This is a genomic window from Microcoleus sp. LAD1_D3 (assembly GCF_036702135.1).
Taxonomy (GTDB): domain Bacteria; phylum Cyanobacteriota; class Cyanobacteriia; order Cyanobacteriales; family Microcoleaceae; genus Microcoleus.
In genome coordinates, this window is sequence record NZ_JAUBSB010000045.1 from 1 (window position 1) to 24,937 (window position 24,937).

The following is a 24,937-nucleotide window of genomic DNA, read 5'->3' on the forward strand; positions in this document are numbered from 1 at the left end:
TTGCACACGCGGAGCGTTCAAACCATTCAAAGTCTTTCTCTGTCGAGGTTTTAGGCTTTTTCGGCAAGCCCTAATTAGGACGGGCTCTCCGGCCCATCCCACAAGAAAAAATACAGCATATTCCATGTAGATGTAGAGCGCGATCTACCGGGTTTCGAGCAACAGAATCAGTAATGATGCGAGAACTCCTAAAAACCAGGTTTTGCGCGGCGTACTTCATAAAGCTGGAATACGCTGTATCACTCATCAAGCTGCCGTAGTCTCACTACTTCAAATTAGCAGGAGGATTTTCAGGTACAACCCAGTAGTAGACTGTTCTGCCGTCCACTTTTACTACCTGCTCAGGTTTCCACTCGCCCATATCGAATTCATGGGACACAATGCGCGTACCTGGTTTTAATTCACTGAGTAATTTGGGGCGCAGTTTTACGTTAAGTTCTGGCAGTAGGTAAAGCGTGACAACTGTTGCCTCACTGAAGTCTGTTTGGAATAAATCTTGCTGACGAAACTCGACACGATCGGTCACGCCAGCCTTTTTGGCGTTCTCGTTAGCTTCTCGAATGCGTTCTGGGTTGATGTCAATACCAATGCCCCGCGCGCCAACCTTTTGAGCGGCTGCAATCACAATCCTACCGTCGCCACTACCTAGGTCGTAAACCACGTCATTGGCTTGCACGTTTGCCAGCCGCAGCATTTCATTCACAACCGGTACAGGGGTTGGAACGTAAACGACATCGGGTTGACGGGTGGGAGCTTCTGTTGTGGGGCTAGGAGTCGCTTGAGCCAGATCAGAAACAGAATTAGTTGGGGATGTGGCAGCCGGAGTTGGAGCCACTGTCTCAAAGTTACGTTGTTCGGTACAGCCGATCGCAGCAAAACTGAGAATGCTAACGCCAACAAAGAGTGATTGCCTAATGGTTTTGAGTTGCATGATCGTAAATCTCCAAAAAAAGTTGCTATGTAGTATGACGGGCAAAGGGAATACCCAGTAGAACAACGATGACCCCTGCGATCGCGCCGACGCCTGTATAGACCAGGCTGGAATAGAGCAAATAGCCACAAATGGCGCAGAACACTATGGGAATGATCGGGTAAAGCGGTACGCTAAACGGGCGGAGTCGATCGGGTTCTCGAATGCGTAAAACAATTAACGACAGGGTGCTGATCAAAAAGAAAAACCAGAAGATGGGCGCAGTGTAGTCCACCATTGTTTCAAATCCTTTGCGGGTGAAGGTTCCCAGCCCAATCAGCGTCAGGGCGATCGCACCTTGCAATAAATAAGCGGTTGTCGGCGAACTCGGATGCGGGTGCCAGCGTCCCAACCAGCGAAACGCAGACCTATCCTGCCCCAGAGCAAAGCTGCTGCGTGCCCCCGTAAAGATGCTGGCGTTGATCGACCCCAGCGTGGCGGTCACAACCACTAAACTCACAAACGCGGCTCCCGGTTCACCCAGCACTCGCCGCAGTAAATCTGATGCAACGGCTTGAGAGTCGGCCATGCCTGCGATACCCAATCCCCGCAGATATGCCAGATTAATCAGCACATAAAGTCCTGTAATGATGCCAATGCTCCAGAGGAACGATCGCACAATATTGCGCTGTGGGTTGTGAATTTCGGCAGAAATGTAAGCAGCTTCATTCCAACCACCATAGGACAGCAGCACGAAGACCAGCGCTAAGCCCCAGGAAGAGGTAGGGGAGGCATTCGAGGAAAGGGGCCCGACGGCAGGAGGGGAGGAGGCCAGACCAACTACGATGACCAGCAGTAAGCCTAAAACGAGTATCACCGCTAGCCAGTTCTGGAGGCCTTTACTCTGGCGCAGTCCAATGATGTTCAGCATTGTGAGCAGGGCGATCGCGAGTGCTGCGTAAATTGCAGGCGAGTAGCCACCTAGTCGAAATAGCTGAGAGGCATAGTCGCCAAACACAAATGCCAGCAGCGCGATCGATCCAGTCTGAATCACGGTCATGCGTGCCCAGGCAAATAAAACTGCGATCGGTTGCCCAAATGCCCGTTTCAGGTAGTAGTAGTTGCCGCCGACATGGGGATATGTCGTTGCCAATTCCGCGTAGCAAAGTGCCCCCAGCAATGACACCACACCGCCTATCAGCCATACTCCTATGACACCACCAACCGTTCCGGTATTAGCAGCGACCAGAGCAGGGGTTTCAAAAATGCCTGCGCCGATTACTAGCCCGACAATCAAGGCGATCGCATCAATTAAAGTAATAGAGGGTTTTGGAGTCCCTGTTAGGGATTCGTTACGTTCTACCAGTGCAGTGTTCTCTAATCTATCCACAGTTTTAGCTTCTCAACGAGTAGAATTTTTAACGACACCCAGGCGTAAAGCAATTTCCGTTTTGCCCAAAAATCCAACGCCCACTCAGAAGAATTAAAATTCCTACGATACCAGAAATTAAAAAGAGTTGCTGGAAACGTGAACTGTTCATCCTTAAAAATCTATTTAGGAGAGGGTTGACAATCAAGGTCTACTCTTAGCGTCAACAGCAAATGTGACTCAAAGGTGACAATCCCCACATTTTTCCAATTAATTACTCAGAACAGGCTCCCATGCTTCGATTGTTTGCAGGATAATCAAACCAGAACGAACCATTGCTTGCAGTTGAGGTAGTATCTACCAAATCCGCGTCACTCCTGAAATCAATAGATGAGCGCTTCGATCGCCAATCAGACAACCGCACAGATAATCCAGAAACTGCACTCAGCCTTTTGTAAGATGATCGGCTCTACACGATCTTGCACAATAGCAATCATGTTGTTGAATGGTCAATACTCCGGACAGTTTTTGGAACGAGACTACAATCTTTACAGCGCAAGGATCATAAATAAAGTCCAATTAAATGCAACGAGCGGGGTGGAGCTGACATTGATTTAATTATCCACAGTGGCTCAAAGTCCTACAGAATAAGCCATTGGGCCATATGAAAACAGTCCGGACTATTGTGAATGGTTAGAACCACTGGATTGCTAGATCGGGGCTTGGTATTGTCGGCAAATTTTCGGCTTAAAAGTGATTAAACGACGATCGATCGTGTCTACAAGAAAAAGTGATTTGAACAAGTGGATAAGCGGTGTTAGCTCTTTTCTTTGATTCACAAAAAAAACTGATGGCAATTGGAGCATAGCTCAAAAGTAATTAGTAGGTAAAAAGGCATGAAACGAACAAACATTCTTAAAAGTGGACTAATGTTCAGCATCATGGGTCTAGTTGGCTGCAGTTCTCCCCAGACGCAGGTGCGCGAAACACCGGCTTCTGTCCAAATCAGTAGTGAAGCGCAACAGGCACAAACTAATCAAACTGCCCAGCCAGCCAGTTGCAAATTGGTAGAAAACGGGTTTGGTCCGCAGGGGCAGGTGAGTGTACGGGTGGAGGAAGTGGTGACAGGGCTGGATGTTCCCTGGGGGATTGCCTTCTTACCAAACCGCGATCTGCTTGTTTCTGAACGATCGGGACGGGTGCGGCTAGTGCAAAATGGCAAGCTGCGCCCCCAAGCGATCGCCACCATCAATGTTAGCGATCGCGGTGAAGGTGGATTACTGGGCATTGCCGCTCATCCCGATTTTGCCAATAAGCGATTCTTTTATGTGTATTTCACTGCCAACCAAAATGGCACTCCAGTGAATCGTGTGGAACGCTGGCAGTTGTCCCAGGATGGGGTGAGTGCAACCCGCGATCGCACCATTGTTGACAATATTCCGGTTGCTCAATTCCACAACGGCGGACGGATTCGGTTTGGTCCCGATGGGATGCTTTATATTGGCACCGGAGACGCCAGAGATCCAAACCTTTCTCAGAATGTCAAAAGTCTTGCAGGCAAGATTTTGCGCGTCACCCCTGATGGCCAGGTGCCCGCTGATAATCCCTTCCCAGGAAATCCAGTTTATATCCTGGGGATTCGCAATACTCAGGGGTTTGATTGGGTGAATGTATCGACTCTGTGGGTCAGCGATCATGGCCCCAGTGGCGAGTTAGGGCGATCGGGACACGATAAAGTCAGTGTTGCCAAGGCAGGTGATAATTTGGGCTGGCCCACTATCTACCGCTGTGAATCACAGCAAGGATTGGTAACTCCTGCGATCGTGTGGCAGCAGGCATTACCCCCCGGAGGAGCCACCATCTACACAGGCAATGCGATTCCTGAATGGAAAGGCAACCTCATAGTTGCAGGACTGCGGGCAGAGCAATTGCAGCGAATCGTCATTGATCCTCGATCGGGTCAGGTGCAGCAGCATGAAGTTTATTTGCAGGGGCAGCAGGGACGGCTCAGAGAAGCGATTATGGGCCCCGATGGGGAATTGTATGTGACCACCAGTAATTGTGATGGTCGCGGCAGTTGCCCACCAGAACAGGACAAGATTCTTCGGATTACTCGCTGAGTCTGTTTTTGAACCTGTCACCTTCTGATCACTTTTGGGCTTCAAATTGAAAACAGGTAGAGAATCACGATCGCTCGATCGATTGCTTTACCTGTTCTTTTATGAGTTGAATGGGTAATTCTAATGCTGGATCTCTGGTACAAAAATGCCATCATCTATTGCATCGATGTCAAAACCTTCATGGATGCCAATGGTGATGGCATTGGTGACTTTGCAGGCTTGACTGAGCGCGTTGATTATCTGTCTGGGTTGGGCGTTACCTGCATCTGGCTCATGCCTTTCTATCCATCTCCCAATAAAGATAATGGGTACGATGTGATGGATTACTACAGCATCGATCCTCGTTTAGGAACATTGGGAGATTTTGTTGCATTCACCCATAGGGCAGAAGAACGAGGAATTCGGGTTATTGTTGATTTGGTTGTCAACCATACATCTGATCAGCACCCCTGGTTTCAAGCAGCTTGTAGAGATAAAACTTCCAAATACTGGAACTACTACTTGTGGTCGAAAGAGAAACCGGAGGATTTGCTAGAAGGTATTATCTTCCCTGGTTTTCAGAAAGCGACGTGGGCATATCAACCAGAAGCAGAAGCCTATTATGCCCATCGGTTCTATGACCATCAGGCTGACTTGAATATTACTAATCCTGAAGTCAGGATAGAGATTCAAAAAATCATGGGCTTTTGGTTGATGTTGGGCGTATCTGGGTTTCGGATTGATGCTGCTCCCTATCTCATTGAACTGAGACAGGCTGATAACCTGTTTGAGCAAGTCGATGATCCTTACATCTACATTGATGAACTGCGGAATTTTCTTTCCTGGCGACGGGGAGATGCGATTTTGCTGGCAGAAGCCAATGAACCTCCCGAAGCACTATCCAGGTATTTTGGGGATGGCAACCGGATGCAAATGCTGTTTAACTTTTGGGGAAATCAACATTTAATGCTTGCCCTGGCACAGGAAACAGCAACTCCACTAATTGAAGCATTTAAAGAATTGCCAGATGTCCCCCCCATTGGGCAATGGGCAAACTTTATTCGCAATCATGATGAACTGTCGCTCGATCAACTCTCCAATGTTCAGCAAGACGAAATTGCAGGGGCATTTGCGCCCGATCGCGATCGAATGTGGATTTTCGATCGCGGTATCCGTCGTCGATTTGCTCCTATGGTCAACGGCGATCTTCAGCGACTGCGACTAACCTATAGTTTGCTGCTAACCCTACCAGGCACGCCAGTGATTAACTATGGCGAAGAATTGGGTATGGGTGATGACTTATCATTGAACGAGCGCGATCCGGCTCGGACACCAATGCAATGGTCGAGTGCGCCCAATGGTGGATTTTCGACGGCCGCGGCCGATCGACTCCTCCTTCCTGTTATTTCCGAAGGCGAATACAGCTACGAGCATTTGAATGTCAAGGTTCAACGTCGAAACCCTGACTCGTTGCTCAACTGGATGGAACGCGCCATCCGCGTGCGGAAGGAATGCCCAGAGTTTGGTTGGGGCGCATGGCAAATCTTGGAGGCAAATCACCCCAGTGTATTTGCCCATCGGTGTGAATGGCAGGGCAGGGTGGTTATTGCCGTACATAATCTGGCAGAAGCTGCCTGTACAGCAACATTGACACTGAAAGAAGATGCCAACAAATATTTGATTGATTTGTTTGAAGATCGGCCCGATGAGGCGATCGTGGATTCAGCTCATAAAATTCATCTCAAAGGCTACGGTTACCATTGGTTTCGCGTGGGCAACCAGCCTTTTTAACAGCTTTCCATACACAGCAAAGGAGTTAGACCCCCATCTTTTAAAAAGGTCAAGAAATACCAATCTTTCACCCTCAAACAAGCTGGATACAAGTTATTAGGAGCTAACCGCATCAAAATCGGTAAGCGCATCTATCAGTTCTGGAAAAGTCAAGAAATTATAAGCAGAGTTAAAACTGTTACCGTTAAACGGACTCCGCTGGGAGAAGTGTTTTTAGCTGTTGTAGTGCATGATGTGGCAGAACCTACATCGAAACTAAGTCAGGTAAAATTGCAGGTTTTGATTTTGGTTTGAAAACGTTTCTCACTATTTCTGATGCTACTCGAATTGAGTCTCCAGAATTTTTAAAAGCAGGACTACGATCAATCCAAGTTACTTCTAAAAAACTATCCAGAAAAGTCTAGGAGTTTGTTATGAAAAGGTTGTTGATGCATAGCCCGAGCGCTGTTGCTGTTCTCTGGATTGTAGGGTATTTGTCACTAACTCTATTTCCTCTGTTGGTGCTGTTACTGCATCCGGCTCCCTCTGGACGTGGATTCTGGACTGAGTTTTCGGTAGCACTGGGCTTTATTGGGTTGGCGATGATGGCGTTGCAATTTATCCTGACGGCCCGCGTCAATCGGATCGAAACCTCTTACGGGATTGATATCCTGCTGCAGTTTCATCGCTATACCTCACTGGTGGCATTTTTCATGGTGCTGGTACATCCAGTTATCTTATTTATTGCTCAACCGGAAACCCTGCAACTACTCAACTTTCCCCAGGCGCCCTGGCGGGCGCGGATGGCTGTCTTGGGTACACTGGCATTTCTGGCAATGGTGGTGACAACTATCTGGCGCAAACCACTAAAGATTCCCTACGAACCCTGGCGAGCCTCTCACACCATTCTGGCAGTGGTGGCAGTGGGGTTCGGCTTTGCACATGCCCTCGCTGTTGGCAATTATTTAAGCTTGTTCTGGAAAGCTGTGCTATGGGGAGGCATTATTCTCGTCTCGCTCTGGCTAATCATTTATGTGCGGTTGGTCAAACCCTGGTTGATGACTAAAAAGCCCTATGTGGTAGAGGAAGTGCTGCCACAACGGGGTGATGTCTGGACGCTGGCATTGCGTCCGCTGGGACATGAAGGCTTTACCTTTGAACCCGGTCAATTTGCCTGGTTGACGCTGAATATTACCCCGTTGAGTATGCGAGAACATCCGTTTTCGATGTCGTCTAGTGCCGATCGCGCCGATCGCATCGAGTTTGGTATCAAAGCGATCGGAGATTTCACCAAAGGCATCAAAGATGTTCAACCGGGAACGAGAGCGTATTTGGATGGGCCCTATGGGGTATTTACGACCGAGCGCTATTGGGACAGCGCTGGCTTTGTGCTGATTGCGGGTGGAGTGGGGATTACACCCATCTTCAGCATCCTGTTGACAGCGGCGGAACGAAAGGACGATCGCCCCTTTTTGCTCATCTACGCGGCTTCCTCCTGGGACGACCTGACCTATCAAGAAGAGCTAGATGCTTTAAAGGAAAAATTAGATCTATCGATCGTCTATGTGTTGCGAAAAGTTCATGACGATTGGGCAGGTGACACAGGTTATGTTGACCAAGCATTATTAGAAAAATACATTCCTCTTCATCGGGGCAGTCGGCATTACTTTGTCTGTGCGGCTCCGGTGATGATGGATGCAGTTGAGCGGGCGTTATTTGAACTAAATGTTCCCGTCACGAACGTTCACATGGAACACTTTGATTTAGCTTAATGGGGGGCTATGCGTTACAGTATCATGTTGCAACTGGTAGCAGGCACAACGCTCATTTTGTTGGGAGTTGCTGTTCTCTTTGCCTGGCTTCAAACTCGAATTGAGCCTATTGATCTTAGAGAAGACACAATTTCTAGTCCTTCTCATCAAAGGCACTAAATCCATGCTTATGATCGGCGGCACTCGATCTATTTCCCACTCGCGAATGGTGCAGCAATTTTTCGATCATCCGCTTAGTGCTTCATCCGGTAGCTGATCAATTTGCGGACATTTTCAATCGGCATTGCTAATTCTTGGGCGATCGCTGCTTCGACCTGACTGGTTTGGGTTACTGGAAACTCGTATTCCAGCTTCTTTAAAGTTGAGTCACTGGTGTTGACAAAAATAGTGGTAACACCCAGGCTGCGATCGATTTCTGCATTTATGCTCAAGATTGTTACTGGTAATCTCCGATTTAACTGTCTATCTGCCTGGAGTTTGTGCACAGAGTTAAAAGGACGGCTGAGAATTTGGGTCGCGATGAAGTTACCTGTAGTCCAGAATAAGGCTGCTACTAAAGGCAGGGGTACCCAGAATTCCCAGGCAGCGCGGTGTAGAAGTGGTAAAAAGCGAGGTAAAGCCATTGAAATGTTGGATTTTAGATTTAGATTGCTCGAAATAATCTGGAGAAACTACCAACATTTTAGTTAGCAACAGATTGGCATAAATCTTACCTGTGATGGAGGATTTTCCTAAATTTCTCCTCTACCATACATACAATTTGCCGAACAATGGTTAGACGGATGCGAATTCTCCTGGTAGAAGACGATGTAGATCAACTGGAGCCACTTCAAGCTGCTCTCTCTGAGGCAGGACATATTGTGGATGGTGTAGAAGATGGGGCGACAGCCCAGTGGATTTTATCGAAGCGGGACTACGATCTGTTGATCCTGGATTGGTTATTACCGGAGGTCAGTGGCTTAAGCTTATGCCAGCAATACCGCCGTCTGGGAAAAACGGCCCCAGTGTTGATGTTGACAGCCAAAGATGCGATTGTTGACAAAATTAGCGGTTTAGACGCTGGAGCAGATGATTATCTCATCAAACCTGCCGATGTGTTTGAACTGCTGGCACGGGTGCGGGCATTGGGGCGACGATCGCCACTTTGGAAAGGGGATACTTTACAGGTTGAAGATCTGACTCTACATCTATCAACGCTGACTATTGAACGGGGGGAGCAAAGTCTGCATTTATCGACTCGGGAATTTCTATTTCTAGAGTATCTGATGCGCCATCCTCGTCAGGTACTCTCCCGTAGCCAAATTGAACAAGCCTTGTGGCAGTGGGGCAGCGAACCGGAGAGTAATGCGATTACTGTCCTAGTGCGTCGTCTGCGGCAGCGATTGCAGATGATAGGTGCTGTCAGTTGGCTAGAAACCGTATATGGTATGGGATATCGCTTGAATCCAGATGTTTAATCGTAGCCGCCGCAATCTTGCCCACTGGTTTACGCTGTCGATGGGGACTATTCTCATCATTTTTGCAGGCATCATTTACTACCAGCGAGCGGTTAACAGCTTAGAAGAGAGCGATCGAATACTCTACAAAAAAGCAAGAGTCATGGCTGCCAATATTGACTATGGTTGGCGGCAGGGAAAAGAGCAAATCGATCTGAGTAAGGTTCCGATTCTGGGGAATTATTCTCCCCCCTCTGACAGTGAAGTGGTTTACGCTCGCTGGTATGCAGCGACTGGACAACTGCAACAGTTTTATGGGAGGCAGCCCTCGGATCAGATTCAGGTGATCGCGGCGTTTCAAACCATTGAGTCTCCCCCCGAGTGGCTGCGACAATTAACGCTTCCGGTTGACCACAACGGACGCACGATTGGCTACCTCCAGATTGCCATCCCGTTGACGGATGCTCAGAAAACACTGAGAGAGTTACTGATTGTGATGGTGGTAACAGTGCCCTTGACCCTGGGCACGATTAGTCTAGTAGGTTGGTTTTTAGGCGGATTGGCAATGCAACCCATTCAAAACGCCTATGCCCAAATGCAACGATTTACGTCTGATGCTTCCCACGAACTAAGGGCACCGCTTGCTACTATACTCAGCAATGCCCAAGTTGGCTTACTCAGCCCAGTCGATGCCGGCCAGCCTAAGCACTCTCGATTGGAAAAGATTGCTGAAACGGCTAAGTCGATGAATCGGTTGGTGACTGATCTCTTGTTTTTAGCACGACAGGCAGGACAGTTAGACCCAAACTCGCTTCAATCGATTCACTTGAATGACCTGTTGAAAGATACGATCGCCACTTCATCAATACAGGGTGTTGCCCAGCATTTAAGCCTACATTTAGAACTGCCAGAAGAGAGAGTTATCATCAAAGGGAATTCTGATTTATTAAAACAAGCTATCACTAATCTACTCACCAATGCCTGCAAATATACCTTACCTGAAGGAAAAGTGTGGCTGCGGTTATTGACTCAATCTCATCGCATTTTAATTCAAATAGAAGATAGGGGAATCGGCATTCCAGAGGCAGATTTGCCACACATTTTTGATCGATTTTACCGAGTTGATGAGGTACGAACACGGAAGAAAGGTGGCTCTGGATTAGGATTGGCGATCGCCCAGCAAATTGTGGAAGCTCACGGCGGACACCTAACGGTAAGTAGCGAGGTTGGGAAAGGTTCTCTGTTTCAAATAGAACTGCCCCTGTCATAGAAGATATCCTGCGGCTATAACGGGGACATCCAAGATTGTCACTCTTGAATCAGAGTTGCGATCGATTGTGTAGTTGCGGTTTCAACCGCCGAGGGTAAAGTGCGCGACTGTATTAACTTCCACAGCCGATCGCACTTTTGTCGATCTGTCGCTGTCGCGCACTCTACTCCCAAATCAATCTGAAACAATCAGATTTAATCTCAATTAGCAATTAGCAATTACTAATTACCAATTAGCAATTAGCAATTACTCTACAAGTAATTACCAATTACCAACTCTCAACTATTTATTCAACGCTTCGCGGGCGGCTACCGCTTCGTCGGGATGAATGTTCAAGCGGGTCAAATTAATTCGACCTTTATTGTCAATCTCTCGCACTTTGACAATCACTTCATCGTTGACAGCTAACTCATCTTCCACTTTCCCGACGCGGTAGTCCGCTAACTGGGAAATATGAATCATTCCTTCTTTTCCTGGCAAAATTTCCACAAAAGCGCCGATCGGAATAATTCGAGTTACGCGGCCGACATACACGTCTCCTGCATTCAACTTGCGCGTCATGCCTTGGACAATGTTGTAAGCCCGCTGAGCTTTTTCGCTGTCGTTGCCAGCAATTGTCACGGTTCCGTCGTCTTCGATGTCAATTTTGACACCGGTTTCTTCGGTGATGGCTTTGATCGTTTTGCCACCTGGCCCAATTACCAAACCGATAAATTCCGGATCGATTTTCAGGGTTAGCAAACGCGGTGCAAACGGCGACATTTCCTTGCGGGGAGTGTCGATGGTTGCCAGCATTCTTTCTAAAATTTGCAGTCTGGCCGGTTTGGCTTGGCGGATGGCATTGGCAATCACATCTAAGGGCAAACCTTTGATTTTCATGTCCATCTGCAAAGCGGTAATGCCGGTGTCGGTACCAGCTACTTTGAAGTCCATGTCGCCTAAAAAGTCTTCAATTGCCTGAATGTCAGTCAAAATTCGGACTTCATCGCCTTCTTTAATTAAGCCCATTGCCGCGCCGCTGACGGGTTGGGAAAGGGGAACGCCTGCATCCATTAATGCTAGCGTTGAGGCGCAAACTGAACCCATTGAGGTGGAACCGTCGGAAGAAAGGACTTCTGAAACTACGCGAATCACGTAGGGGAAATCTTCTTTGGATGGCAAAACCGGCAGCAAAGCGCGTTCTGCCAGGGCTCCGTGACCGATTTCTCGGCGTCCGGGCGATCGCATCGGCTTGGTTTCTCCCACAGAAAACGGCGGGAAATTGTAGTGGTGGAGGTAGCGTTTGTCTTGCTGCGGGTGCAAGTCGTCTCCTAAGTCTTGGGCGTCGCCTGGGGTTCCCAGGGTAGCAGCAGACAAGACTTGAGTCAACCCCCGATTAAACAACCCACTGCCGTGTACTCGCGAGGGCAGCACCCCTACGCGACAAGAAACTTGTCGCACCTCGTCTAGCTTGCGGCCGTCTACACGGACGCCATCTTCGAGGATTTGCTTACGCATCATTTTTTTGGTAACGTCTTTGAAAACGTTGCCGATCGTCTTGCTGTTGGCGCTGGCGGCTAGTTTTACCGGATCGTCTTCCGAGAGTTCGGCGATCACAGATTCGACTGCATTTGCCTTAACTTCGTCCAAAGCTGCATTCCGCTGGTTTTTGTCTTGTTCAAATTTAGACAAAATGATGCGGATTGGGGCTTCGGCGTGCTCGCGAATGAAGGTTTCCAGGGCCGAATCTTGCGATGGCCGTTCTTCTACCACCAAATCGATGCCCAATTCCGCCATAATTTCGCGCTGGGCTTGAATCAAGTCACAGGCTGCTTCGTAGCCGAAGTCGATCGCCTCGATGATATCCTGTTCGGGCAACTGGTTGGCACCGGCTTCTACCATGATTACTCCGTCAGGAGAACCAGCTACCACGAGATCCAACTCGCCTTCTCTGATTTCGCTGTAGGTGGGGTTGATGATGAAATCGTCCCCTACCAAACCGACTCGCACCGCCGCCATCGGCCCGTAAAACGGCATTTTCGCCAGCAGTATCGCCACCGAAGCCCCCGTCACCGCCAAAACGTCCGGTGGCACTTGTTCGTCCATCGAAACCGTTGTGGCTACAACTTGGATGTCATCTCGCAGCCAGCTTGGAAATAGGGGACGCAGCGGTCGATCGATCAAACGACCCGTGAGAGTCACTTTTTCGGGGGGACGCCCTTCCCGGCGCAAAAATCCACCGGGAATTTTACCGCCAGCGTAGAGTCTCTCTTCGTAATCCACCAACAGGGGCAGGAAATCAATTCCCTCTCTCCCCTGCGATCGAGTCGCTGTCACTAAAACCGCCGTGTCACCCGACTGAATCAAAACTGCACCGCCTGCTTGAGGCGCTAGTAAACCAATCTTCAGTCTAATATCCCGTCCATCGAAGGATATTGACTTGTCTATCTCTACCATGTAGCACTGCTTCCTTATCTACCACATTCTTTCTCTGTCGGGATCGTAACATTACCACAGGATGTTTGAGAGTCCGACGCCAAAAGACGGGGATAATTCGGTGTCGATCGACTGCTGGCCGCTCGACTGTAAGCATTTATACTCTTTAATGGTTTTTGGTATTGGGTGATCGATCGCCCAATACCTGAAATAGATGGTAGGATCAATTTTCATTTGTCTGTTGTCTGTTGTCTGTTGTCTGTTGACTGTTGACTGTTGACTGACTCATGAGTAATTCGGTGGTTAGTTAAAAAAATATTTTTTACAAAAAAACACTATTTCTGTAGTAAATTTGGCAAATTATAAAATTATAAGGGTTCAATAAAATGGCAATTTTACACGGCACTTGGCTGCTTGATGTCGAAAAAAGTGGCTTATTTATTTGGGGGGAAACTTGGCGAAAAATAGGAACCATCGAGATCATTGAATCGATAAATGTTCGCCATCCATTGGCAATGACCGAAGCTGAATTGAAGAGGTTCCTAACTTCCTTGCAGCAGTCGGGAAAACTGGATTGGCAATTACCGGAAACCGCAGCAACTCCACCGGAAAAAAGGCTAAAAACTAGGCGATCGACCAAAACTCAAAACGCAGCAGAAGTTCCCGCCCAAAACTCTTCACTTCAAAGGCAAGTTCGGGCGATCGCACTTCCCACCCAAATCTCAGAATCGAACGCAACCCTGATGCCGCAGCATTCAGCCGCAGCACTTGACGAATCTGTCCCTACCGAGGAAATTTACCTTTATCCCTGGCAAGTCGAGGGTTATTTTCTCAACCCTCAAGCAGCTTTTGTTTTCTTGCAATCACTGCCGCTTAATAGCACAGAACCAGACTCTTTTATCGGCTCAGATTTACGTTTTTGGTCTCATGTTGCTAGGTGGAGTTTGGATTTGTTGGCAAGATGCAAATTTTTGCCTGGATTGGAGAAACAGTCGGACGGTTCCGCTATTGCTAAATGGCAACCGTTGTTAGATAGTTCTACAGATCAACTCCGTCTCGCTACTTTCGTCAAGCAAATGCCGACGGCTTGCCGAACATATCAATCGAAGGAAGAAGTCCGATGGAAGTCGGAAGAAGGAAGTTCGGCAACGGATTTTGTAACGGATGTAACGGATGTAACGGATGGAAGTCCGATGGAAGTCGGAAGAAGGAAGAAGGAAGAAGGAAGAGGGGAAAAGGAAGAAGAATCCAGTCAATTGCCTTTAGCGGTGGATTTGCCGACGGGGGCCCAGGAATTGGTGTTAGGCTTTTTGAGCAGTATTGTAGATAGTCAAGTGCGATCGGCTGGTAGCTCTACTTTAGACATCAAAGCAGTTTCTCCTGTGCGCGACTGGCTGCAAGCTTTGCAGCAGGAATCTGGGATAGTTCAAGTAGAAACAACAGCATTGGAAAACTTGGCAACCAAGCTGAGTGCTTGGACTGCACCGCTGCAAAACCAATTATCTCAACAAAGTCAATTTCGCACTTGCTTTCAACTCATACCGCCGTCTCCTGGTAAAGCCAACTGGAATTTAAATTATTGCTTGCAAGCAGCAGATGAAAACGAATTTTTGGTAGATGCGACAACTGTTTGGAACAACTCAGTTGAGCGTTTGGCTTATGCGGGGCGGACAATAGAATTGCCTCAAGAAACTTTGCTCAGCGGCTTGGGTTTAGCCTCGAAACTTTATCCGTTAATTGAACCGAGTTTGCAAGCACAGCGGCCTCAATCTTGTCTTTTAAAACCGTTAGATGCTTACAATTTTATCAAGTCTGTGGCTTGGCGGTTTACTGATAGCGGATTGGGCGTAGTTTTGCCCCCTAGTTTGACAAAGACTGATGGTTGGGCGAGTCGTTTGGGTTTGAGTATTTTAGCCGAAACTCCGAAATTAAATCCTGCTAAGGGTGGAGTGGGATTGCAAAGTCTGCTAAATTTTAAGTGGGAATTGACGATCGGCGGACAGCGCATTTCTAAAGCAGAGTTTGACAGATTGATCGCGTTGAATTCGCCTTTGGTGGAAATTAACGGCGAGTGGGTGGAGTTGCGCGCGCCGGATGTGAAAGCGGCTCAAACTTTTTTTGCTAGTCGCAAAGAGCAAATGACTCTTTCTTTGGAAGATGCTTTGCGTTTGGCTTCGGGCGATTCTCAGATGATAGAGAAATTGCCTGTGGTGAATTTTGAGGCCACGGGTCAACTTCAGGAATTGTTGAATACTTTGAGCGATAATCAAGCGGTAAGTGCGATCGCAACTCCGGCTAGTTTCCGAGGAGAATTGCGACCATATCAAGCGCTAGGAGTCGGCTGGTTAGCATTCTTAGAACGCTGGGGTTTGGGTGCTTGTCTCGCGGACGATATGGGATTGGGGAAGACCATCGAGCTAATTGCTTTCCTCGTGCATTTACAAGAACAAGATGCCCTAGAATCACCAACATTACTGGTTTGTCCGACATCGGTACTGGGCAATTGGGAGCGCGAAGTCAAGAAATTTGGCCCGACGCTGAAAGTGTTAGTTCACCACGGAGACAAACGCGCTAAAGGCAAAGCTTTGGCGGCGGCCATTAAGGGAAAGCATTTAATAATTACCAGTTACTCGCTAGTGTTCCGCGATGCCAAGGAAATTCAAAGCACTAAATGGCAAGGATTGGTTTTAGATGAAGCCCAAAATATTAAAAATTCCGAGGCGAAGCAGTCGCAATCGGTGCGACAAATCGAGGCATCTTTTAAAATTGCGCTGACGGGCACTCCCGTGGAAAATAGGCTGCAAGAATTGTGGTCTATTTTAGAATTTCTGAATCCGGGATATTTGGGGCCGCGCAATTTCTTTCAGCGCCGATTTGCAATTCCGATCGAGAAATACGGAGATAGGGAATCATTGCAGACTTTGCGATCGCTCGTTCGGCCTTTCATCCTCCGCCGCCTGAAAACAGATAAAGAAATCATCCAAGATTTGCCCGAAAAACAGGAGATGACTATATTTTGTGGGCTCGCGACTCAACAGGCGGCATTATATCAGAAAATAGTCGAAGAGTCAATAGCGGAATTAGAGTCAGCCGAAGGTATTCAGCGCCGGGGAATGATTCTGGCTTTGCTGGTAAAACTCAAGCAACTTTGCAACCATCCGGCTCTTGTGAAAGCAGAAGCTAAGCCGAAAGAATTGGGCATTAAGAGTCAGGAATCGGGGAAACTGCAGCGGTTGGTGGAAATGTTAGAAGAGGTTGTCGCTGAGGGCGATCGGGCTTTAATTTTTACTCAATTTGCCGAATGGGGAAAACTCCTGAAACCCCATCTAGAACAGCATTTAGGGCGAGAAGTTTTGTTCTTGTACGGCGGAGTTAAGCAGCAGCAGCGGGAAGAAATGATCGATCGCTTCCAGCACGACCCCCAAGGCCCGCCGATTATGATTTTATCTTTAAAAGCAGGCGGTACAGGTTTGAACTTAACCAGAGCAACCCACGTTTTTCACTATGACAGATGGTGGAATCCCGCAGTTGAAAATCAAGCAACTGACCGCGTATTTCGCATCGGTCAAACCCGGAATGTGCAAGTTCACAAATTTGTCTGCACGGGCACGTTAGAGGAGAAAATACACGATATGATCGAAAGTAAGAAAGCTCTAGCCGAACAAGTTGTCAGCGCCGGCGAAAACTGGCTCACCGAGTTAGATACAGACCAACTTCGCAATTTACTAATTCTCGATCGCAATGCTATCATAGAAAACGAAGAAGAATAATGTGCTTAATTTTTTTCGACTTGTAGTAAGGACTTCAGTCCTCAAAAATCAGAGGACTAAAGTCCTCACTACAAACCTTGGGACTTCGGACTTACATCCGTTACATCCGTTACAGAATCCGTTGGTGAACTTCCTTCTTCCTTGGGCTTATGATTGATAGAGAATGGTGGACACAACAGTGGTTAGATTTAATCAATACTTACCGCTTCAAAAAGCGCTTAGAACGTGGCTGGCAGTACGCGCGGGAAGGTAAAGTTCTCAGCATTAAATTTCCCAATCAAGAAGTAATTGCCATAGTTCAAGGAACCGATCCCAAACCATATCAAGTTTCTTTAGGACTCGACACATTGACTGATGAAGATTGGGATTATGTGATTGAAAATATGTCGCAAAGAGCTGTTTTTTCAGCTAAATTACTAGCAGGAGAAATGCCGCACAATATTGAAGATGTATTTGCAGCCGCGGGCAAAACGCTATTTCCGTTAAGTTTATCTGATATTCGATCGCGCTGTAGCTGTCCTGACCCGCAAAACCCTTGCAAACACATCAGTGCAGTATACTACTTATTGGGCGATCGCTTCAGCGAAGACCCCTTTGTACTCTTTCAATTGCGGGGGAGAACCAAAGAGCAAATCTTGACAGCACTCCGTCAAAGACGAGGTACGCAAGGAGAGGAAAATTCCCAACTCAACTCCGGCGAAAATGCCCCCACTGCGAATGCTAAATTGCCAAAGGTCGATCGCTTTTGGGAATACAATCACCAGCTAGAATCATCTTTAGTCGTGATTGTACCGCCGCCCAGCAGCGAAACAGTATTAGATATCTTAGGGCCAATTCCCCTCGCAACCGACGGAAAAGGAACCGCTAGCAAATCCTCCCCCGCATCAGACGTTCTCAAGCAGCATTTTAGCAAAATCTACCAAGCAGTTAGCCAGCAAGCAGTTTTAGCAGCACTGAAACGGGGCGAAGGAGATTAACATAATTTACTCGCAGAGATGATACTAGGGAATATGGTCGATCACAAATCAGGCTTTAATACCCCTTTTATTCTTTAGTCCCTCTCTGGTGGAACGAGAGTTTGTTTAGAATAGATTTCAACCGACGAGTCTTACTTTTTGCAAGGTCAGTTTACAGTTCCCGCAAATTACTCATAATCTCTATCAATTCCTGGGGGCGTTTAATCAAAAAATCGGGATTGTGTGCAGCCAAAGCCTCCTGAGAATTAAAACCCCAACCTACAGCCATTATCTTAATTCCCGTTTTTCTAGCAGCGTCTATATCTCGAATCTCATCTCCCACATAAACGACTTCTTTAGCATTTATATTCTCTCTTTTTAGCCATCTATTAATAACTTTATGTTTGCCAAAAGTTGAACCAGAGTAAATAAACGTGAAAGTGTCTTGCAAACCGTTTTTTGCCAGCGATGCCAAGACGTTTTCTCTGGAATTAGAGGTGATAATGCCGAGTTGAAATCCCACTTTTTTTAAATCGAGTAAAACTTCTTTAATTCCCGGAAATAATTGAATATTGGGAATTTCGCTGCGTAACTCTGCTTTCAACCTTCTAATCAACAGCGGGAATTTGAAGATAGAAATGCCAGAATACTGAAGGAGTTGCCAAGAAGTTAAATTGCTCAGTTGAGCGATTTGCTCTTTGGTCGCAGACTTAAAGCCTAATTCTACTGACAAACGGTTGGTGATGCTCAGAAGAATATCGATTGTATCTGCTAAAGTACCGTCAAAATCAAAAATAATTACTTTGGTCATTGGACAATAGCAAATAAGGAACGGGGGATCATACAATTTTAGATTTTAGATTTTAGATTTTAGATGGGGAATGACCGAAAGCATCCAGGATACAAGCCCCCGGATTCATCCGTCCAGAAATAAAAAACCTGTATCCTATGAAACCTGCCCCCCGAATTTATCCGTGGGGTCAATGCTTCAATTCTTTAATCTAAAATCGCGCAATCGATGGACTTACTACATAATGTATTGGCTCTTGGCGCTCCGTACATACCCTAGGGTTATTATCTATAGGGTAAGGTGCCGCCTCAGCACCCTGAGCGCGAACATCTCAACTTTTAATCGTTAATTTGATTGGCTTTAGCATTTCGCCGCAGCATTTCGGGTTTAATACGCCGCAGCGCCGAAGCGGTAAATCTGCGGTTCCATTCCTCGTCGGAAATGTCGGCTAATTCTGCAAGTGTCGGTGCTATATTTTCAGGATAAGGCTCAAACTCTGCCACATCAGTTGGTTTCGCAAATCGCTGATTCCAAGGACAAACATCCTGACAAATGTCGCAACCTGCTACCCAACCTTGTAAATTAGATGCAATTTCGTCGGGCAATTTTTCGGCTCGATTCTCGATCGTGTGATAAGCTATACATCGATCGGCATTCACCACAAAAGGCTCAGTAATTGCTCCCGTCGGACACGCCTTAATGCAGCGAGTACAAGTACCGCAATGTTCCGTATGAGACTCATCCGACGCTAACTCCAAATTAGTCAAGATTTCGCCCAAAAACACCCAAGAACCGTATTCGCGCGAAATTACATTACCATTTTTAGCAATCCAACCAATCCCGGCACGCTGCGCCCACATTTTATCCTGAACTGGCCCGGTATCAGCATAATACCGCGCTTCAATTCCCTCGCCTTGCGATCGCAGCCAATTTGCCAAAATTTTCAGTTTTTTGTGCAAAATTTTGTGGTAATCCCGCCCCCAACCGTAGCGAGAGATTTTAGCATATTCGACCGCTGCATCGTCCCCCCCCTCCCACAGGGGATTTTCGGGGCGTTGGTGGGGCGTGTAGTAGTTGATGGCGACACATATTAATGACTGCACCTCTGGCATCACCAATTGAATATCCTGCCGTTTCGGGTTTGCCATCCAGGCCATATCCGCCTGATAACCCTTATCCAGCCAAGCCTGCAATCGTTGTTTTTCTAGATCGAAATCCGCGTCTTTTGAGGCTATCCCGACTTTGTGAAATCCCAACTCAAGGGCTTTTTGCTTAACCAAAATGCTGTTAATTGGCGCTTTCATTTGACACCAGGCAAATATTTACCTTTTGTATTGACTATTTTGATTTTATATGATATGCAAAGCGATTTTAATGATCGGTTTCCTAGATAAACTAATTCGGGGCACAGTCTAGTGACGGCGATCGCAATTTACCAAACCATTGATTATAGTTTTGTAACTCAGTCATATGTAATTTATATTTGCAAAAATTAACAAAACGTTACATAATTTTAATCAAGGGAGCTTGACGTTTCCTAACTCAAGTACCTCACTAAAACCACAAATCCCACAGCATACACATGGCAGTTAGTATTCAATCAGCTCAATCTATTTTCTCGAACACCGAGATTGCTAGCGTTGTTCCGGCTACCACGGAAGCGTTCTACAAACTCAGCGTTGAAGACCAACTCGCACTGCTCTGGTATGCCTACACCGAAATGGGCGTTTCCATCACCGCAGCAGCACCGGGAGTAGCCAGCATGGCGCTTGTCGAAGGCATACTGACCGAAATCAAGCAAATGTCGCCGGCTGCTCAAAGCAAAACCATGTTTGACCTCGCCAGCAACGCCGACACCACCATAGGTCGGATTTACACTTCTTTGCGCGTCAATACCAAACTCGGTTTCTGGTACGAGTTGGGACAGTTGATGAAACAGGGCCTTGTCGCTCCGATCCCCGCTGGCTATCAAATGTCTCCCGAAGCCACCCAAGTCCTTGAAACCATCAAGAAACTAGATCCAGGTCAGCAAATTACCGTACTTCGGAATACCGTAGTTAACATGGGCTACGACCCTGCTTTTAACCAAGAGTACGGCAAACGCTCAGCCCCCCGCAGCACTCCCACCGCTCCAGAAGAGCGGGTGAAAACACAGATTGAAGGTATCACCGAGCAGACTGTGCTCAGCTACATCGACTACATGAACGCCTTCGACTTCACCCCAGCCGTCGGTTTATTTGCTGAAGAAGGTGCCCTGCAACCGCCTTTCCAAAAGCCGATCGTTGGTCGCGAAGCTATCCTCAACTATATGCGGGAAGAGTGCATCGGACTGAAAATGATGCCACAGCAAGGCGTATCTGAACCTGCCGAAGATGGCTACCGCCAAGTGAAAGTCACGGGCAAAGTCGAAACTCCCTGGTTCGGATCGAATGTGGGAATGAACATTGCGTGGCGGTTTTTGCTCGATCCCCAAGGTCAAATTTTCTTTGTGGCGATCGACTTGTTGGCATCTCCTAAGGAATTGCTCAATTTGATGCGCAAATAGAATATTCTGGTTCGCTCAGTCAAACAGGCTTGCCCAGAAACCCAGATGCCATTAGGTGTCTGGGTTTATAGCATTTTAGATTTTAGATTTTAAATTTTAGATTCAAGAATTTAAGGATGGAAAATGACTGATGGTATCAGGGTTTGCAGCTTGGCTACACTTGTATTTTTTGAAAGTAGTATTGATTTTGGTCGATCGCTCTGAAAGCTGCGATCGACCCTCTCCGGTTCCTCCTTTTTTCGGAGAATTATTTTCCTACCCCTACTTATATCTTTTGAGGGATTTGCTGCGACAAAGAGAATGATTACAGTATACTCATTCATCTTAAATCACTTCTTTTATGACCGCAACAACTCCACCTATTATAACTAACTCTATAAAAATTGCAGGCATCACAAACCCAACGGTAGTGGGATATTTTGAAACTTTAAACGCGGGCGATTTTGACGCGACGGCTAATTTGTTTGCTGATGACGGGGTTCTGCACGCGCCGTTTGAAGAGCCAATTATCGGCAGCATCTCGATCGCTACTTATCTAAAAACCGAAGCGCGAGGAATGCAGCTAGAGCCCCAGAAAGGTGTCAGCCAAATTTTAGAAGATGGCAATGTGGAACTTCAGGTCAGCGGCCGGGTGCAAACTTCCGCATTTGGTGTTAATGTCGGATGGCTGTTCTTGCTCAATTCTGACGAAAAAATCCTTTCTGTCACGGTCAAACTGTTAGCTTCTCCCCAAGAATTGCTAAATCTGCGGTCACATAAGAAATAAGCTGTTTGATAATGTGTTTCACATTTAAATTGTCTATTTTGGTTTGACCTGTCGATCGCACGTAATGGCTAAAGTCATTCAATGGACAGGTTGAGTGCCTTTTTATAGCAAGAATGAGGCAGAAACCGGGTTTTTTATCCAAATCTCTGGTGAAGTGCCGCTAACGGTATAAAAAATCGGTTTCTTGGCTATTTGTGCGATCGGGACTGTACCCCTACAATCTTACAGTCTCTTAGAGAGGGACGATACTGCACGAAAAACTGGCTGTCACCGCACCGTGCGACAGACAGCCAAAGCGAGTCAAAAAGTGCATTGTCAATCACTAATCACTTATGACTAATGACTAACGACTAATTAAGATTTTTCCGGCAAACTCGCTTCCAACTTTAGACAGTTGCGACCGTCTATTTGCAAAGTGTAGTCCACCCGATCCATAAGTCTGCTCATAATCAGCCAGCCGTAGCCGCTTTCCTGTTTAGCTTCCGGCCTCGGGGGATTGTAAGTATCCATTTCGTAACCTTTACCGTAATCCCAAATTTCTAAACCAATATCCCTATTTTTTAAATTCAAGCGAATTAACACGGGCAAATTGGGTTGATCTTTGTGAGCATGGCGGATCACGTTAGAATAGGCTTCTGCTAACACCAAGCGCAAACGATTCGACTGACGCGGCCAATCGACGTGCTCTCCTAGCTCTACTTCCAAACTGCTCAGCAACCAATTTTCAACAATTGTTAAAAACCGCAAGTCGCTTGGCACATGAAGCTCAGTATTCATAAAAAAATCCCGTAAGTTTGAAAACCCTGTGTCTTCACACCAGGTATGAAACACGACGCGCCGAATTGATTCGGCCTCAATACTTGTCGCTACTCGGGGGATACTAGCCTTTTCTGTTTAAAAATCAGGCATTCGTCATTCGGTAGAAGGCAGAAGTTAAGAGTATCGTTGAAAACTTTAGTTATGGGTATAAAGCCCATTAACTATTGATAATTATACCGAGACTGCAAGCAGGGAGGTATAAAAAATCTGTGTTTCAATCCTTTGCTTTTAAGCGTTGGTTTTTTCTGACGAATGCCTTCTACCTTAACCCTTTACAGGTATTTAATCCCCCAGGAAAGCGATTCAGGAAACTAGCTGCGCCATCGCCGGCTAGGTTTTTTACTGTGGTTTTTTACTGTTGACGATAACGCCGTCCTTTGCAGGACTACTCTATGAGCCGTCAACAAGCAGAGCTTAAGTTTTTTCGGCTCTCACCCCCGACGATGCGTCGGGAGTCGCTGACAGATTCAAAGAACCTCCAGAGAGAGTATGGTTTGGTCGTCTTCCTGAACGGGATTGTCAGCTCGGATGTGAGCCAACAAATTGTCCAAGTTGAAAGAACCAGGTTCCTGAATCAAAAGTTGCCAAAGCCCTTCTTGTTGTAGCATAGAACGGGTTGGTACACCCCCTGCGACCGCTTCAGTAGTCACGCTAGCTTCAGTAATCCCGTCACTCGTCAGCAGAAATACATCTCCTGACTTTAATTCGATCGCACCCGCTTTGCCCCTCCAAACTGGCAGTATCCCCAAGGGAATGCCACGAGCTTTCAGGAAATTCGGCTCGACTGGCGTTTTACCGCTAGCGGCTTGAGCTTTCACCTCCGAGTGAGACCAAACGATGGGGTAAATGTGACCGGCATTAGCAAACGCGAGGTGTCCCGTTGACGGAGTGTAACGAGCTACAACCATTGTAATAAAATGGTTGTTGCCGATCAGGTCGTCAGACATAGTGCTATTCATGTTCTGCATAACTTGATCGGGTTCTGGAGAAACTTCTTGGGAAAGTTCCCGCCGCATCACCGAAATCGCGCTGGCCATAAATAGAGCAGCCGGAACTCCCTTACCCGAAACATCTCCCACCGCTATCCAAATATCCCCCTGAGAGTGGACGTAGACTTCAAAAAAGTCGCCGCCAACTTCCCGCGCGGGATAGCAGCAAGCTTGCACCCTGACAGTTTCAAAATCCGGCCAACTTTGGCGCAACAAGTTTGTTTGGATTTGGCGAGCCACTTCCAACTCGTTTTGCATCTGCTTGGCTAAATCCAGAGTGCGCTGGTAGAGCTTAGCTTGAGACAGGGCCAGAGCAGCTTGAGCTGCTACACCTTCTATTAACTCTATATCTTCTGCCGACCAAGGGTTAGCGCCGCCAATCTGGCACAAAGCCAGTACCGCCAGCAATTCTTGCTGGTAAGTCAGGGGCACAGCAATCTCAACCGAGTTACCATCCCCCCCACTGTTTGGGTTCACTTGAGTTTGGCGGGTGGCTACGGCTTGAACCAGCAAATTTTCATCAAAAGAAAAGCTACTGGCTTCAGAGGTTTGGGATTGGTAAGGGAAGGTACTCGGCAATAGTCGATCGGTCTCTACCGGCCGCAGCATACAATAGTTGGCCTCAAAAGTTTGACCTACGGTTTGAACAATAGTTTGTACCATACTAGAGTAATCTAGCGACCCGCGAATCACGCTCATTACCTCATTGAACAGAGATTCCTTGCGTAAAGCGCGGCGCAATGCAACGCTGCGCTGCTTGTAGTATTTGTAAGTGTCTGAGGCTTGATTGATCACCAATTTGAGTTCTTCTGGATTCCACGGTTTGGTGATGTATTTGAAAACTTGACCTGAGTTGATGGCCTCAACCAAATCTTCAACATCTGTGTATCCCGTTAGCAGAATCCGAATCGTATCGGGAAATCGCTCGACTGTTTTCCCCAAAAACTCGGTCCCATTCATTTCTGGCATCCGCTGGTCAGATATAATCACAGCCATCTCACCCTGTTCGTCTAGAACTTCCAGAGCGCTGAGGGCGCTATCTGCTTTGTAAACCTGAAAGTCGCGTCGAAAGGTCCGGTACAATAAATCCAAGTTGTCGGGTTCGTCATCGACTACCATCAGTTTCAGCTTGCTTCCATCTCCCCGACTCATCTTTCTTCCCCCTTGAAAACCCCCACCATAGCTGTAATCAGCAAGGTGGCGGGAGGAAAAGGGGGGCTGGATATATGCAACATATCAGTTACGTCAAGTTGAGTTAAAG

20 protein-coding genes are annotated in these 24,937 nt (G+C 47.1%); 10 read left to right on the plus strand and 10 right to left on the minus strand.

Annotated features, from left to right (window positions below; genetic code table 11):
* Positions 1–265 precede the first annotated feature (265 nt).
* Positions 266–931 (minus strand): class I SAM-dependent methyltransferase, encoded by a 666-nt coding sequence (locus QUA74_RS21480; protein WP_333333293.1) that lies wholly within the window; start codon positions 929–931, stop codon positions 266–268.
* Positions 932–956: 25 nt separating this feature from the next.
* Complete coding sequence (locus QUA74_RS21485) at positions 957–2,300, minus strand: amino acid permease (protein WP_333333296.1); 1,344 nt, start codon at positions 2,298–2,300, stop codon at positions 957–959.
* Positions 2,301–3,175: 875 nt separating this feature from the next.
* Here QUA74_RS21485 and QUA74_RS21490 point away from each other — a divergent pair.
* From QUA74_RS21490 to QUA74_RS21500, 3 genes are all read left to right on the plus strand, one after another.
* Positions 3,176–4,399 carry a PQQ-dependent sugar dehydrogenase gene (locus tag QUA74_RS21490; RefSeq protein WP_333333297.1) on the plus strand — a complete coding sequence of 408 codons (1,224 nt, stop codon included), beginning with the start codon at positions 3,176–3,178 and terminating at the stop codon, positions 4,397–4,399.
* A gap of 123 nt (positions 4,400–4,522) precedes the next feature.
* Complete coding sequence (locus tag QUA74_RS21495) at positions 4,523–6,169, plus strand: alpha-amylase family protein (protein ID WP_333333299.1); 1,647 nt, start codon at positions 4,523–4,525, stop codon at positions 6,167–6,169.
* A 428-nt stretch (positions 6,170–6,597) separates the two neighbouring features.
* Positions 6,598–7,920, plus strand: a complete 1,323-nt coding sequence (locus QUA74_RS21500) for a ferric reductase-like transmembrane domain-containing protein (RefSeq protein WP_333333301.1) — start codon at positions 6,598–6,600, stop codon at positions 7,918–7,920.
* Positions 7,921–8,153: 233 nt separating this feature from the next.
* On the opposite strand, the gene QUA74_RS21505 is transcribed toward QUA74_RS21500, so the two are convergent.
* Positions 8,154–8,543: a hypothetical protein gene (locus tag QUA74_RS21505; protein ID WP_333333303.1), complete on the minus strand. Its 390-nt coding sequence runs from the start codon at positions 8,541–8,543 to the stop codon at positions 8,154–8,156.
* Between the two features lie 159 nt (positions 8,544–8,702).
* On the opposite strand from QUA74_RS21505, the gene rppA reads away from it, so the two are divergent.
* Together rppA and QUA74_RS21515 are read left to right on the plus strand one after the other, a co-directional pair.
* Entirely contained in the window at positions 8,703–9,377 is a 675-nt protein-coding gene (rppA, locus tag QUA74_RS21510) for a two-component system response regulator RppA (protein WP_333333371.1), read from the plus strand.
* On the plus strand, positions 9,370–10,626 hold the full coding sequence (locus QUA74_RS21515) for a HAMP domain-containing sensor histidine kinase (protein WP_333333305.1): 1,257 nt from the start codon (positions 9,370–9,372) through the stop codon (positions 10,624–10,626). The genes rppA and QUA74_RS21515 overlap by 8 nt, the downstream gene beginning before the upstream one ends.
* A 38-nt stretch (positions 10,627–10,664) precedes the next feature.
* Here QUA74_RS21515 and QUA74_RS21520 read toward each other — a convergent pair whose 3' ends face one another.
* The 3 genes from QUA74_RS21520 to QUA74_RS21530 all read right to left on the minus strand — a co-directional run bounded on the left by QUA74_RS21520 (position 10,665) and on the right by QUA74_RS21530 (position 13,275).
* Positions 10,665–10,814 (minus strand): hypothetical protein, encoded by a 150-nt coding sequence (locus tag QUA74_RS21520; RefSeq protein WP_333333307.1) that lies wholly within the window; start codon positions 10,812–10,814, stop codon positions 10,665–10,667.
* A gap of 94 nt (positions 10,815–10,908) precedes the next feature.
* Positions 10,909–13,062 (minus strand): polyribonucleotide nucleotidyltransferase, encoded by a 2,154-nt coding sequence (locus tag QUA74_RS21525; RefSeq protein ID WP_333333309.1) that lies wholly within the window; start codon positions 13,060–13,062, stop codon positions 10,909–10,911.
* Between the two features lie 51 nt (positions 13,063–13,113).
* On the minus strand, positions 13,114–13,275 hold the full coding sequence (locus QUA74_RS21530; protein ID WP_333333311.1) for a hypothetical protein: 162 nt from the start codon (positions 13,273–13,275) through the stop codon (positions 13,114–13,116).
* Positions 13,276–13,427: 152 nt separating this feature from the next.
* Between QUA74_RS21530 and QUA74_RS21535 the strand changes: the two genes are divergently transcribed.
* Together QUA74_RS21535 and QUA74_RS21540 are read left to right on the plus strand one after the other, a co-directional pair.
* Positions 13,428–16,811, plus strand: a complete 3,384-nt coding sequence (locus QUA74_RS21535; RefSeq protein ID WP_333333312.1) for a DEAD/DEAH box helicase — start codon at positions 13,428–13,430, stop codon at positions 16,809–16,811.
* 149 nt (positions 16,812–16,960) lie between these two features.
* Positions 16,961–17,788 carry an SWIM zinc finger family protein gene (locus QUA74_RS21540; RefSeq protein WP_333333314.1) on the plus strand — a complete coding sequence of 276 codons (828 nt, stop codon included), beginning with the start codon at positions 16,961–16,963 and terminating at the stop codon, positions 17,786–17,788.
* 151 nt (positions 17,789–17,939) lie between these two features.
* Here QUA74_RS21540 and QUA74_RS21545 read toward each other — a convergent pair whose 3' ends face one another.
* Both QUA74_RS21545 and queG read right to left on the minus strand, forming a co-directional pair.
* Complete coding sequence (locus QUA74_RS21545) at positions 17,940–18,578, minus strand: HAD-IA family hydrolase (RefSeq protein WP_333333316.1); 639 nt, start codon at positions 18,576–18,578, stop codon at positions 17,940–17,942.
* A 317-nt stretch (positions 18,579–18,895) separates the two neighbouring features.
* Positions 18,896–19,861: a tRNA epoxyqueuosine(34) reductase QueG gene (gene queG, locus QUA74_RS21550; protein WP_333333318.1), complete on the minus strand. Its 966-nt coding sequence runs from the start codon at positions 19,859–19,861 to the stop codon at positions 18,896–18,898.
* Between the two features lie 278 nt (positions 19,862–20,139).
* Between queG and QUA74_RS21555 the strand changes: the two genes are divergently transcribed.
* The 3 genes from QUA74_RS21555 (at position 20,140) to QUA74_RS21565 (ending at position 21,868) form a co-directional block, all read left to right on the plus strand.
* Positions 20,140–21,102 carry an orange carotenoid protein N-terminal domain-containing protein gene (locus QUA74_RS21555; protein ID WP_333333320.1) on the plus strand — a complete coding sequence of 321 codons (963 nt, stop codon included), beginning with the start codon at positions 20,140–20,142 and terminating at the stop codon, positions 21,100–21,102.
* Between the two features lie 130 nt (positions 21,103–21,232).
* Positions 21,233–21,406 carry a hypothetical protein gene (locus QUA74_RS21560; RefSeq protein ID WP_333333322.1) on the plus strand — a complete coding sequence of 58 codons (174 nt, stop codon included), beginning with the start codon at positions 21,233–21,235 and terminating at the stop codon, positions 21,404–21,406.
* Positions 21,407–21,442: 36 nt separating this feature from the next.
* A complete protein-coding gene (locus QUA74_RS21565) occupies positions 21,443–21,868 on the plus strand; it encodes a nuclear transport factor 2 family protein (RefSeq protein ID WP_333333324.1) in 426 nt (141 codons plus the stop codon).
* Positions 21,869–22,222: 354 nt separating this feature from the next.
* Here QUA74_RS21565 and QUA74_RS21570 read toward each other — a convergent pair whose 3' ends face one another.
* Positions 22,223–22,645, minus strand: coding sequence for an ATP-binding protein (locus tag QUA74_RS21570; RefSeq protein WP_006633914.1), 423 nt, complete (start codon positions 22,643–22,645; stop codon positions 22,223–22,225).
* Between the two features lie 509 nt (positions 22,646–23,154).
* Positions 23,155–24,828 carry a SpoIIE family protein phosphatase gene (locus QUA74_RS21575; RefSeq protein ID WP_333333326.1) on the minus strand — a complete coding sequence of 558 codons (1,674 nt, stop codon included), beginning with the start codon at positions 24,826–24,828 and terminating at the stop codon, positions 23,155–23,157.
* Positions 24,829–24,937: the final 109 nt, after the last annotated feature.